The 12,351-nt window shown below is 71.2% G+C and carries 12 protein-coding genes and 1 pseudogene; 8 read left to right on the plus strand and 5 right to left on the minus strand.

The genetic code is table 11. From position 1 onward, the window contains the following. Positions 1 to 58 precede the first annotated feature (58 nt). On the minus strand, positions 59 to 772 hold the full coding sequence (locus EYA84_RS01825) for a DNA alkylation repair protein (RefSeq protein ID WP_131051231.1): 714 nt from the start codon (positions 770 to 772) through the stop codon (positions 59 to 61). Between the two features lie 406 nt (positions 773 to 1,178). Here EYA84_RS01825 and EYA84_RS01830 point away from each other — a divergent pair, with 406 nt between their 5' ends. After that, complete coding sequence (locus tag EYA84_RS01830) at positions 1,179 to 2,765, plus strand: alpha/beta fold hydrolase (protein ID WP_131051232.1); 1,587 nt, start codon at positions 1,179 to 1,181, stop codon at positions 2,763 to 2,765. Between the two features lie 60 nt (positions 2,766 to 2,825). Here the strand turns inward: EYA84_RS01830 and EYA84_RS01835 are convergent, their stop codons facing one another. Together EYA84_RS01835 and EYA84_RS01840 are read right to left on the minus strand one after the other, a co-directional pair. Then, positions 2,826 to 3,176, minus strand: coding sequence for a UBP-type zinc finger domain-containing protein (locus tag EYA84_RS01835; protein WP_131051233.1), 351 nt, complete (start codon positions 3,174 to 3,176; stop codon positions 2,826 to 2,828). 35 nt (positions 3,177 to 3,211) lie between these two features. Continuing rightward, positions 3,212 to 3,865: a TetR/AcrR family transcriptional regulator gene (locus tag EYA84_RS01840; protein ID WP_236145555.1), complete on the minus strand. Its 654-nt coding sequence runs from the start codon at positions 3,863 to 3,865 to the stop codon at positions 3,212 to 3,214. 80 nt (positions 3,866 to 3,945) lie between these two features. Here EYA84_RS01840 and EYA84_RS01845 point away from each other — a divergent pair, with 80 nt between their 5' ends. Then, positions 3,946 to 4,299 (plus strand): nitroreductase/quinone reductase family protein, encoded by a 354-nt coding sequence (locus tag EYA84_RS01845; protein ID WP_131051234.1) that lies wholly within the window; start codon positions 3,946 to 3,948, stop codon positions 4,297 to 4,299. 105 nt (positions 4,300 to 4,404) lie between these two features. Here the strand turns inward: EYA84_RS01845 and EYA84_RS01850 are convergent, their stop codons facing one another. Further along, a complete protein-coding gene (locus EYA84_RS01850; protein ID WP_131051235.1) occupies positions 4,405 to 5,652 on the minus strand; it encodes a cysteine desulfurase-like protein in 1,248 nt (415 codons plus the stop codon). A gap of 97 nt (positions 5,653 to 5,749) precedes the next feature. Between EYA84_RS01850 and EYA84_RS01855 the strand changes: the two are divergent. The 5 genes and pseudogenes from EYA84_RS01855 to EYA84_RS01875 all read left to right on the plus strand — a co-directional run bounded on the left by EYA84_RS01855 (position 5,750) and on the right by EYA84_RS01875 (position 9,605). Then, positions 5,750 to 6,499: pseudogene (locus EYA84_RS01855) on the plus strand (YqjF family protein). A gap of 95 nt (positions 6,500 to 6,594) precedes the next feature. Further along, positions 6,595 to 7,410, plus strand: a complete 816-nt coding sequence (locus EYA84_RS01860; protein ID WP_394347542.1) for an SAM-dependent methyltransferase — start codon at positions 6,595 to 6,597, stop codon at positions 7,408 to 7,410. A 69-nt stretch (positions 7,411 to 7,479) separates the two neighbouring features. After that, on the plus strand, positions 7,480 to 8,856 hold the full coding sequence (locus EYA84_RS01865; protein ID WP_131051236.1) for a transaminase: 1,377 nt from the start codon (positions 7,480 to 7,482) through the stop codon (positions 8,854 to 8,856). Positions 8,857 to 8,919: 63 nt separating this feature from the next. Beyond that, a complete protein-coding gene (locus EYA84_RS01870; RefSeq protein WP_131051237.1) occupies positions 8,920 to 9,399 on the plus strand; it encodes a DUF2975 domain-containing protein in 480 nt (159 codons plus the stop codon). Further along, positions 9,399 to 9,605, plus strand: a complete 207-nt coding sequence (locus EYA84_RS01875; protein WP_076472788.1) for a helix-turn-helix transcriptional regulator — start codon at positions 9,399 to 9,401, stop codon at positions 9,603 to 9,605. Before EYA84_RS01870 ends, EYA84_RS01875 begins: the two co-directional genes overlap by 1 nt. Before the next feature lie 46 nt (positions 9,606 to 9,651). Here EYA84_RS01875 and EYA84_RS01880 read toward each other — a convergent pair whose 3' ends face one another. Then, positions 9,652 to 10,884 (minus strand): cellulose-binding domain-containing protein, encoded by a 1,233-nt coding sequence (locus EYA84_RS01880; protein WP_131051238.1) that lies wholly within the window; start codon positions 10,882 to 10,884, stop codon positions 9,652 to 9,654. A gap of 399 nt (positions 10,885 to 11,283) precedes the next feature. Here EYA84_RS01880 and EYA84_RS01885 point away from each other — a divergent pair. Then, positions 11,284 to 12,351: LacI family DNA-binding transcriptional regulator (locus EYA84_RS01885; protein ID WP_343232746.1), on the plus strand; the 1,068-nt coding region annotated here is incomplete at its 3' end.

The following is a 12,351-nucleotide window of genomic DNA, read 5'->3' on the forward strand; positions in this document are numbered from 1 at the left end:
GAGCTGCGGCAACACATGCAAGGATGTCGATATCTTCTCGATGTCGACGGGCGCGTCGTCAGACCGTCCCGGACAGGTAGTCCTTCCGTCGCTGCGGCGGGAACTTCTCGATCGCGTACCGCAGCATGACCCTCGGCATCGCCCGGTAGTGGCGGGCCAGGAACTCCTCCTCCGCCGCCGCGTCCCGGTTGCCCACCTCGCGCAGCATCCATCCGACCGCCTTGTGCACCAGGTCGTGCGGGTCGCGCAGGAGTCGCTCGGCGAGCCGGAACGTCCACGCGAAGTCGTCGGCCTTGATGAACGCGAGAGTGGCCATCACGGCGATCCGCCGGTCCCAGACCAGGGGTGATCCGGCCAGCCGGTCCAGGACGTCGCGGTCCTTGTCGAGCAGCCACGGCCCGAGGACGTACGGCGCGCAGGAGTCCACCAGGTCCCAGTTGTTCAGGTGACCGGTGTGCGTCAGGACCAGCTCGACGATCCGACCGCGTTCCGGCTCGTCGGCCCCGCCGAACTTGCGCACCAGGATGAAGATCGCGGTCAGCCGCTCCTCGTGCACGTCGCTGCTGAGCAGCGTGGCGGTGTCGGCCAGGGCGAGTCCGCGCCAGTGCCGACCGGCGACCCGGCGCTGCTGCGGCACGGTGACCCCGATGGCGCGGTCGCCCTCGCCGTACCCACCCGGGAACATCTGGAGGTACCGGCTCACACCGGCGGCGCGGGCCGGGTCGGCGAGTTGGGCGAGGTCGTGCCGGACGTCGGCGGCGGTGGTGGCCATGACTCGGCAACCTACCGCGAGCGGTGTCCGGTGTGGTCGTGGCGCGTAGTCGTGGCGCGGCGACGTTTCGAATCCGTCACGCAGTTCTGTCGGGCGTTGCGGGAAAGTGCTGGGTAGGTGAATTCCAAGAATGCGTCGCCCTGTGACGTCCACCATGTTGACAGTTTCCGGTGGCGCTCGATTCACGTCGCTTCACGAGTCGATTCACGTCCTCCGTTTCGGCAGTGACCTCGCTATTCACGTCGGTGTGCCGGAATGGGATCACACGTGGTTCTGGATCATTGTTGGCCGACGCTGTCCGAACGGTATTGTCGCTGACACTTTCCGGTAACCCCGAACCTCGGCGGATTCGCTAACTTCAGCGTCGCCCGGCAGGGGGCCGGGAAAGTAATCGGGGAGAGGGCGCATGCGCAGAAAACTGATCCGGCAATTACTCGCCGGTATCGCGGTGGGGGCGTTGCTGGTGCCGGTCGTGGTGTCGCCGGCCTCGGCGGCACCCGTGTCGCAGGTGCAGTCGTCGCAGGTGCGGTGGGAGCCCTGTGAGCAGGATGGCGCTGCCCTGTGTGGCACGCTCGACGTGCCGGTGAACTGGGCCGATCCGTCCGGACCGACGATCGAGTTGGCGCTGGCCAAACGGCCGGCGACCGACCCTGAGGCGCGGCGCGGATCGCTGCTGGTGAACCCGGGTGGTCCGGGTGGGTCGGGCGTGGACTCCGCGTTGTGGGCGACCTACGGCGACGAATTGCGTCGTCATTTCGACATCATCGGTTTCGACCCGCGTGGAGTGGCCCGCAGCGCGCCTGTCATGTGCGCGGTCGACAAGATCTCGGCGTTGCCGGCCGACGCCATCCGGACGTCCGCCGACTTTACCCGAATGGTCACCGCGAGTCGGGCGCTGGCCGACGACTGCCGCTCCCGGAGCGGGCCGGTATTCGATCACGTGAACACGCTCCAGGTGATCCGGGACATCGACGCGATCCGGGTCGCCGTGGGTGACCCGCAGTTGAATTTCCTCGGAATGTCGTACGGCACGCTGATGGCCCAGCAGTACGCCGAACTGTTCCCCACCCGGGTACGCGCCATCGTCGCCGACAGCACCATGGACCACAGCCTGGACGCCCGGGGTTTCGCGGTCACCCAGGCGGCCACCGGGCAGGACTCGTTCAACGAGTTCGTGGCCGGCTGCTCCCGGTTGCCCCAGTGCGCGCTGCACGGGCGGGACATCCGTGCATTCTGGCGGCGGCTGCTCGACCGTGCCGGACGGGGTGAACTGCCGGACCCGGACGACCACAGCTACAAGATCACCAAGCGGGATCTGGTCAACTTCGTGCTGGGCAACGTGAACTACCAGCCGTACTGGCTCGACATCGCCGCCGAACTGGAGCGGGTCGACGCCGGCCGTCCCTGGGGCGTACCGGCGGCCCGCCAGTCGACCGAGGAGCAGCCGCCGACCGTGGTGCCCTTCGCGTACCAGGCGGTGCTCTGCGAGGACTGGAACCTCGGAGCGCAGAACATCGGGCAGTGGCGGTCGATCGTCGACGCGGCCCAGCTCGCCTCGCCGGACCTGCCGGACCTGCCCCGGGCGGCCATCGGTGCCATCTGCCTCGGCTGGCCCAGCACGGCGGACAACCCACAGCGGCCGGTCGCCCCGACCAACCAGGCCAAGCTCCTCTTCGTCAACTCGTTGCACGACCCGGCGACCGGCTACAACTGGGCGCTCGGTGCCACCGCACAGTTCGGTGACCACGCCGAGTTGCTCACCTACGAGGGCTGGGGGCACATCGTCTACGGCCGGGTGGCCTGCGCCGACGAGGCGATCGAGGCGTACCTGATCGACCTCGTGGTGCCGGCGGACGGTACGCGGTGCGCGGCAGCACCGCCGCCGGGCACCGAGTCCGACCAGGCCCGGGGCCGGTCTGCGGGTCCGTCAGCCGAGGTACCGCCCCTGGCGCCGCTGCGCGGCACACCGGCGCTGCCGACCTGGCTCTTCTGACGTAAGGAGGGGTCCCCTGCTAACGCCTCGTGCATAGCAGGGGACCCCTCCTAACATCCGTCAGCGGTGCAGGTGCCGCCGCCAGTCGCGGGGGACCCGGTCGGTGGGGCCGGGCACGCCCTGGTCGAGAGGGCGGTGAGCGGGGGCGGCAAGTTCCGGACCCTGCTCGTACATCGTCTCCGCGGCGTAGTCCCAGAACCATGCCTCGCCCGGCTCGTAACTGCGGACGACATTGTGGCCGGTTGCGGCGGCGTGGGCGCTGGCGTGCTGGCTCGGCGACGAGTCGCAGCAGCCGACCTGCCCGCACCGGGCGCAGCGCCGCAGGTGGACCCACCAGCCCGGTGGGTCCGCGGCCTCGCAGTCGGCGCATCCCGGGCCGCTGGGTGGGACCGAGGGGTCGATGCCGTCCATGGGTTTCCTCCGTGAGAAGTGTCGGGTGCGGCGGGTCAGGCCCGGCTCGTGGCCAGATGCGGGACGTCGCGCAGGCTGAGCGCGACGGGCGGCGGCAGGGGGCCGTCGCCGGCGAAGGCCGTCAGCAGGTACGCGACGAGCCGCCGGGAGGCGGCCAGCGCCGCGTCGGCGGAGTTGGCGACGATGCCGCCGTTGGCCATGAGCAGCAGGACGAGGTCGTCCTCGCTGAAGTCGGGGCGCAGCCGCCCGGCGGCCTTGGCCCGTCGGGCCAGTTCGGCGAACCCCCGCAGGCCGCGTTCGCGTTCCCGGTCGAGGTCGACGGCACGGGGCAGCGACGCGACGACGGCCGCGCTGAATCCCCGGTCGACGGCCTGCATGGCGCACACCTTCTCGACCAGGGTGCAGAAGCCGCGCCACGGGTCGGGGTCGGCCAGGGCCTCGTCGACCACCGACACGCAGGCCGCGAACTGGTCGGCGAAGACCTCGGCGACCAGCGACTCCTTGGTGGGGAACCGACGGTAGAGCGTGGCGACGCCGACCCCGGCACGGCGGGCGATCGCGGCCATCGGCACGTCGAGCCCGCGTTCGGCGAACAGTGCGCGGGCGACCTCGACGATCCGGTCGCGGTTCTGTCGTGCGTCGGCGCGCAGCCCGACCGTGGTCGGCATCTGAGAGGCGTTCCCACTCACTCTTCTCACTTTAGCCTAAGCGGATGGTGCTCTCCGCTTGAGCTGTTAGTTTGGCGGGCACCGAGATCGCTGGAGGTGTGGTGCGCTACCGAATTGCCCTGCCCGTCAGAGCCGTGGCGCGGGTGAACGCCTGTGCGCTGACCCTGCGCTCCTCGCGCCGATGGGGTCGCCTGGTCGGCAGGTATCTGACCGTCATGACGTACACCGGACGTCGTTCGGGACGCACCTTCAGCACCCCGGTGGGATACCGGCGTACCGGCGACACGGTGACGATCCCGGTGGGCCTCGCCGACGCCAAGAAGTGGTGGCGCAACTTCCTCGGTGAGGGCGGCCCGATCACGCTGAACCTGGACGGCGTGGACCGCACCGGCCACGCGGTCGCCCGACGCGACGGGAAGGGCCGGGTCACCGTCACCGTCCGCCTCGACGGCTGACCCCGACCGATCGCGACCGCCGGACCTCGCCCCGCGCCGCCCGGCGGCCGGAGATGTTAGGAAGGGTCCCCTGCTATACGCGAGGCGTTAGCAGGGGGCCCTTCCTTACACCCGGTCCAGGAAGGCGGCCAGGCCGTCCAGGACCCGGGTGACGTCGCTGTCGTCGTTGTACGGGGCGAGGCCGAGCCGGAGCGCGTGCTCGTCGTCCAGGCCGAGGCGACGGAACGGCTCGTACGCGTAGAAGGAGCCCGCCGGGGCCAGGACGTCGTGGTCGAGCAGGAAGCGGTAGGCGTCGCGGGTCTTGCGGCCGGGCAGCGTGACCAGCAGCGTCGGGGTGCGGTCGGCGGCCCGGGAGTGGACCACCACGTCCGATCCCAGGTCCGCCAGTCCCTCCTCGATCCGCTGCCGCAGGCGGGTCTCGTGCGCGTCGACGGCGTGCAGCGAGGCGCGCAGCCGCTCCCGCCGGGACGTGTTCGCCGGGTCGTCACCGGGGACGATGTCGGCGAGGAACTCGACGGCGGCGGTGGCACCGTCCAGCATCTCGTACGGCAGGGTGCCGAGTTCGAAGCGCTCGGGCACCACGTCGGTGGCCGGGATCAGCTTGTCCGGTCGCAGCGTCTCCAGCAGGGCCGGGTCGGCGGCGAGCACACCGCAGTGCGGTCCGAGGAACTTGTACGGGGAGCAGACGTAGAAGTCGGCACCGAGTGCCGGTACGTCGACGAACTGGTGGGCGGCGTGGTGCACGCCGTCGACGAAGACCAGTGCGCCGACCGCGTGCGCGGCGTCGGCGATCGCCCGGACGTCGGGTCGGGTGCCGAGCAGGTTCGACGCGCCGGTGACGGCGACCAGGCGGGTCCGCTCGGTGATGGCGGCGGCCACCGAGGCGGGGTCGAGTTCGGCGGTGGTCGGGTCGAGGTCGATCCAGCGCACCTCGGCACCGGCCCGTTCGGCGGCCAGCACCCACGGTCGGACGTTGGCGTCGTGGTCGAGGCGGGTCACCACCACCTCGTCACCGGGACCCCAGTCCCGGGTGAGCGTCCGGGAGAAGTCGAAGGTCAGCTGGGTGGCGCTGCGTCCGTACACGATCCCGGCGGCGGGTACGCCCAGCAGGTCGGCGTAGGCGAGCCGGAACGCGCCGACGGCGGCGTCCGCGTTGGTCTCCGACAGTGCGCCGGTGCCCCGGTTGGAGATCGGGGCCGTCATCGTGGCGGCGACGGCGTCGGCGACCGACCGGGGCGTCTGGGTGCCGCCCGGGCCGTCGAAGTGCGCGATGCCCGAGGCCAGCGAGGGGAAGTGGGCACGGAGCGCGGCGACGTCGAATCCGGTCGGTCCGGCGGATGCGGGGGAGGTCATCTCGGTCTCCTGGCGGTCGAGCGGGTGGTCCGGCGCCGGTGCGGGGCGTGGCGCCTGCAACATAGTGCAGGCCGGTGGAGTTCGGCAGGATGGGCACGTGGACATCGAGCCGGTCGACTGCGCGCCCGCGCAGGCTTTCCGGCGGGTGACCCTGCGCCAGCGCTGGGAGGATCTCGTCTTCCTGCACTGGCCGGTCGCACCGGGCCACGTCGCGCCCCTGCTGCCGGCCGGCACCCGCCCGGACACCCTCGACGGGGTGAGCTACGTCGGTCTGATCGGCTTCCGGATGGTCGGGCTGGGCCTCGGACGGGGGCCCGGGGTGCCGTACTTCGGCACCTTCTGGGAGACCAACGTCCGGCTCTACTCGGTCGACGACACGGGCCGGCGGGCCGTGGTGTTCCGGTCGCTCGACGCGTCCCGGCTGGTACCGGTGCTGGTGGCCCGGGCGAGCCTGCGGCTGCCGTACCTGTGGTCGGGGATGGGGCTGGACCGCGACGGTGACCGGCTCACCTACCGGTGCCGGCGGCGCTGGCCGGGCCCGGCCGGGTCGACCAGCCGCATCGTGGTCCGGGTCGGTACGCCGATCGCCGCACCCACGCCGGTGGAGCACTTCGTCACCGCCCGGTGAGGTCTCCACACCCGAGCCTGGGGGCGGACACGGCACCTGCCGAACTGGCATCCGCGCTGGCCGCTGCACCGGGCCGAACTGCTGGACCTGGACGACGACCTGGTCACCGCAGCCGGTCTGCCCCGGCCGATCGGGCCGCCGGCCAGCGTGCTCTATTCGCCCGGTGTCGCGGTGCGGTTCGGTGCGCCGGTCACGCTGCGTCGGCCCGCCGGTCGGTGAGCGTACGCGGGGGCGGCGGGGGCGGCGACCGTCCCTCCGGCGCGGCTAGGCTGACCGACGACAGTGGTCCTAATCAGACTGAGGGTGCGAACGTGGTGGACGGTGCGACGGTGACCGGCGGCGAACAGGACAGGCCCATTCTGGACACCGGAGTGCCGCAGACCGCGCGGATCTGGAACTACCTGCTCGGCGGCAAGGACAACTTCGCCGCCGATCGCGAGGTCGGCGACCAGATCATCGCCAACCTGCCGCAGCTCGCGCAGAACGCCCGGCTGTCCCGGGCGTACCTGGCCCGGGCGGTGCGCTACCTGGCCGGCACGGCGGGTGTCCGGCAGTTCCTGGACGTGGGCACCGGCCTGCCGACCGCCGACAACACGCACGAGGTGGCGCAGTCAGTCGCCCCGGAGGCGCGCATCGTGTACGTCGACAACGACCCGCTCGTGCTGGCGCACGCCCGTGCCCTGCTGGTCGGCACCCCCGAGGGCGCCACCGACTACGTCGACGCGGACCTGCGCGACCCGGACCGGATCCTGCACGAGGCGGCCCGGACGCTGGACCTGGACCAGCCGGTCGCCGTGATGCTGATGGGCATCCTCGGTCACGTCGAGTCCGACGAGGAGGCGAAGTCGATCATTCGCGGACTCGTCGACCGTCTGCCCTCCGGCAGCTACCTCGCGATGTACGACGGCAGCGACACCAGCGAGGCGGTCACCGAGGCAGTCAGGATCTGGAACGTCTCCGCCAACCCCCGATACCACCTGCGCAGCCCGGAGCGGATCGCCGGACTGTTCGAGGGCCTGGAACTCGTCGAGCCGGGCGTGGTGTCGGTGACCCGCTGGCGTCCCGACGGCGACCCGGCCGAGCTGCCCGAGGAGATCGACCAGTACTGCGCCGTCGGCCGTAAGCGCTGACCGGGGCGGCGGCAGTAATCAGTCGTCGGGCATCTAGCTGGCGGGCCATCTCGTTGGTACTGTCGCCCGATGCCGACGGATTTCGAAGCTGAGGGCGTCGACCGTACCCGCCTGGGTCGGCTGCTCGCGCGGGAGCGGTCCACGTTCGTGGACCGCCACCCCCGCTCGGCCGCCGCGTACGCCGATGCCGGGCACCTGTTCGGCAAGGTCCCGATGACCTGGATGAACAAGAACGCGGCCGGCTTCCCGGTCTATCTGGACCGGGCTCGCGGGGCCCGGGTCACCGACGTCGACGGCAACGAGTACGTCGACTTCTGCCTCGGCGACACCGGGGCGATGGCCGGGCACTCCCCGGCGCCGGTGGTCGAGGCGGTCACCCGACGTCTGGCCGATCTCGGCGGGGCGGCCACCATGCTGCCCACCGAGGAGGCGGCGTCGGTCGGTGTCGAGCTGACCCGTCGCTTCGGGCTGCCCGCCTGGAGTTTCACGCTCACCGCCACCGACGCCAACCGGTGGGCCATCCGGCTGCTGCGCGCCGTCACCGGCCGTCCGCGCATCCTGGTCAACAGCTACTGCTACCACGGATCGGTGGACGAGTCGCTGATCGTGGTCGGGCCGGACGGGCGGCCCCGCAGCCGGGCGGGCAACGTCGGTGCCCCCTGCGACGTGACCACCACCAGCCGCGTCGCCGAGTTCAACGACCTGGACGGGCTCGCCCGCGAACTCGCCCACGGCGACGTGGCCGCCGTGCTGATGGAGCCGGCGCTGACCAACATCGGCATCGTGCTGCCGGAGCCCGGCTACCTCGACGGGGTGCGGGCGCTCACCCGGCAGCACGGGACCTACCTGGTCAACGACGAGACGCACACGTTCTCCGCCGGGCCGGGAGGCGCGACGGCCGCCTGGGACCTGACGCCGGACGTGGTCACCATCGGCAAGGCCATCGGCGGAGGGATCCCGGTCGGCGCGTACGGCCTCTCGGCCGAGCTGGCCGCCGACCTGACCGCCCGGACGGACCTCGACCTGGTCGACATGGGCGGCGTCGGCGGCACGCTGGCCGGCAACCCGGTGTCGGTCGCGGCCACCCTGGCCACCCTGCGCGAGGTGCTCACCGACGAGGCGTTCGCCGGCATGGCCGAGACGGCGGCCCGCTTCGCCGAGGGGGTGGGCGCGCTGTTCGCCGAGTACGCGTTGCCGTGGTCGGTGAGCCGGCTCGGCGCGCGGGTGGAGTACCGCTTCGTCGACCCGGCCCCGCGTACCGGCACCGAGTCGGCCCGGTGCGCCGACGCCGACCTGGAGGACTACCTGCACGTCTATCTGCTCAACCGGGGGATCCTGATGACCCCGTTCCACAACATGGCGCTGATGTGTCCGCAGACCACGGTGGAGGACGTACGCCGGCACCACGAGGTCTTCGGCGACGCGTTGGGCGAGCTGGTGGGATGACCGATCGGGTGGGAACAGTCGAAACCTATTGACTCTCGATAGGTAGCGAGTGATAGTCGATGCATGCTGGTGACACGTTGGGCGGTGGCCGCCCTCAGAGTCTTCCTCGTGGTGCTGTTCGGGATCCTGGTCGTGTTCCAGACCCTCTCGCTGCCGGGGCAGTTCGCCCACATGGCGCAGGAGTCACCGGAACAGGCGTACCTGCGATGGCCGTTGACCGCCGTCACGGTGTTCTGGGTGCTCTGCGTCCAGGTGGTGGTCGTCTGCACCTGGAAGTTGCTCACCCTGGTCAAGAACGACCGCATCTTCAGCCCGGCCGCGCTGGTCTGGGTGGACGTGATCGTGTGGGCCGTCGCCGCCGCCTGGGTGGTGCTGGTGGCCGTCTTCCTCTACGTAGGATTCAGGGCCGACGACCCCGGAGTCCCGTTCCTGCTGCTCCTGCTCTCGACCGGCGTCGCCGTGCTGGGGCTGCTGATGGTGGTGCTGCGCGCGCTGCTGCGCCAGGCCACCACGCTGCGGACCGACATGGAAGCGGTGATCTGATGCCCATCGTGGTACGCATCGACGTCCAGCTCGCCAAGCGCAAGATGAGCGTCGGTGAGTTCGCCGAGCGGGTGGGGCTCACACCGGCGAACGTGGCGGTGCTCAAGAACGGCCGGGCCAAGGCCGTCCGGTTCAGCACCCTGGAGGCGATGTGCCGGGTGCTCGACTGCCAGCCCGGTGACCTGCTGGAATGGGTCGAGGAGTGAACCCTGCGGGGCCCGGCCGTCGCGCCGGGCCCCGCGAGGTGCGGCCTCAGTAGCCGTAACGGCTCTTGAGGTGCCGCCACCAGTCCCGGAACATCCAGGCGTCGAACTCGGTGATCGAGCTGGCGCTGCCGGCCCGCATCAGGAACCCGCCGACTCCACTGGGCGTCCAGTCGTAGAAGTCGTCGAGGCCGAAGGTGTGGCCTATCTCGTGCAGCAGGATGTGCATGTTCTCGGCGTTCAGGTTGTTCATGTAGTACTCGCGGCCCATGCGTTGGCCCCAGTCGCCGCCGGCACCGCCGCCGAACCCGTCGGTCAGCCACAGCGACTGGTCGTAGTGGCGGGCCACCCCGCCGGGGCAGTTCGGGTACTGCCCACCCTGGTTGAAGAAGCGACCGCACGCGGGCGCGCACTGCGGGGCGTTCTCGCGGATGTCGTTGACGTAGACGTCGACGCTGGTGTCGGTCCACTGGAGCTGGCCGCGGTCGCGGACCGCCCAGCCGACCACCTTGATCGGCACCTGCTGGTAGGGCCAGGCGTTGTGCCCGACCATCACGTCCATCCACTTCCTGTACTGCCGGGCGAGCGTGGCGTGGATCTGGTCGCGCTGGGCGGCGGTGACGGTGGCGCCGGAGTCCCAGCGGACACAGAAGTTCAGGTAGCCGCGGTTGGCGATGACCTGGTCCCAGCCGTAGTTGCGGAAGCCGTACGGGTTGCCGTTGTGGTAGGTCTGTTCCACGTGCTGCCACACCTGGTTGAGCGGGTTCACCAGGTGCGCGGGCGGGTTCCAGCCGCTGGTCGGCGTGGTCGGGCTCGGTGCCGGGGTCGTCGGGGCGGGCGTGGTCGGTGCCGGGGTGCCGGGCGTGCCGGTGCAGGTGACGCCGTTGAGCGCGAACGTGGTCGGTGCCGGGTTGCTGCCGCTCCACGACCCGTTGAAGCCGAACGAGGCGGCGGCGCCGGTGCCGAGGGCACTGTTGTGGCCGACGCTGGTCGCGGTGACCCGGCTGCCGCTCTGCGTCACGGTGGCGTTCCACGCCTGGGTGACGCTCTGCCCGGCGCCGTACGTCCAGGTCACCGTCCAGCCGTTGAGCGGGTCGCCGAGGTTGGTGGCGGTGACCTCGGCACCGAACCCGCCGGACCACTGGTTGGTGACCCGGTAGTCGACCCGGCAGCCCGGGGCGGCGGCCTGCGCGCCGGTCACGGCCAGGGTGGCTCCGCCGGTGAAGGCCAGGGTGGCGACGACCGCCACACCGAGCCGTGGTCCTGTTCGGGGTGATCTCATAGGTGGTCCTCCCGGTGTCGGAGACGCCGTCGGTGGACACACCGATAGCGATAGATTGGCGTCGATGTAAACTAAATGGCGGCAGGTGGGAGGGCTGGTCGGGCTGACCGGTGTTCGCAAACCCTGCCGTATTCGGCCCCGGGCTATTGCCGAAATGGTTTTCGTGGACGAAGCTGGCCCGCTTGGTCCTCTGCGGGGTGCCGGAGCGGGCCTGATTGCCGAAATCCCGTGATCTCTGCGATCGGTTTAAGCCGGAGATCTCCTGGGAGGGATTGCCGAAATGGTTTTCGAGGTTCATTGTCGGAGATCAGACCACCGGGGTCCTCGCGCGTACGCGGGCCATCGGTCCCGGCGGCACGGGCGACGCGACGGGGACCTCTGGGCAGGGGAGAGCAGGCGATGATCGAGAAGAGCGGCGGGTCACGGATGGGCGCGGCGAACAGTGGGGCCGGCGCCGGGCGGTCCAGCGGTCGATCGATCATGCGTGACGTCGCGGCGCGGGCGGGGGTGTCGGCGCAGACGGTCTCCCGGGTCATCAACGGCCACCCGTACGTCGCCGACGACACCCGCCAGCGGGTGCTGGCGGCGATGCGGGAGCTGGACTACCAGCGCAACCCGGCGGCCCGCGCCCTGGTCACCCGGCGTTCCGGCACGCTCGGGATCATCGGCTACGAGAGCCCGCTGTACGGGCCGACCTCGATGCTCTACGCCATCGAGGGCGCGGCCCGATCCGCCGGCTACTTCGTCAGCGTCGCCAGTGTGCGACACCTGGACCGGCGGTCGGTGCTCGACGCCGCGGACTGGTTGCGTCGGCAGTCGGTCGAGGGACTCATCGCCATCGCGCCCAAACCCGCCATGGCCGGGGCGCTGGCCGAGGCGGCGGGCGAGCTGGCGGCGGTGACCGTCGGCGGTGGATGCAGCGACGAGATCGCCAGCGCGCAGATCGACAACGTGGCGGGTGCCCGACTCGCCACCCGACACCTGCTCGACCTCGGCCACGCCACCGTGCACCACGTGTCCGGCCCGGAGGACTGGCCCGAGGCGGACGAACGGATCCGTGGCTGGCGGGAGGCCCTGCGGGCCGCCGGTGCGCCGGTGCCGGCCGTCGTCCCCGGCGACTGGAGTGCCAGCACCGGCTACCAGCAGGGGGAGCGGCTGGCCGCCGACCCCGACGTCACCGCCGTCTTCTGCGCCAGCGACCAACTCGCCCTCGGCGTGCTGCGGGCGTTGCACGAGGCGGGCCGCCGGGTGCCGGAGGACGTCAGCGTGGTCGGCTTCGACGGCACGCCGGACGGGGCGCACTTCCTGCCGCCGCTGACGTCGGTGCGGCAGGACTTCGCCGAACTGGGCCGGCGCAGCCTGGGACTGCTGCTGGCGCAGCTCGACCCGGCCGGGCAGACGCCGGCGCGCCGACGCGACCTCCTGGTGCCGGAACTGGTCAGCCGGCGCAGCGCGTCGGCCCCGTGC

The sequence above is a fragment of the Verrucosispora sp. SN26_14.1 genome (assembly GCF_004307965.1).
Classification (GTDB): Bacteria; Actinomycetota; Actinomycetes; order Mycobacteriales; family Micromonosporaceae; genus Micromonospora.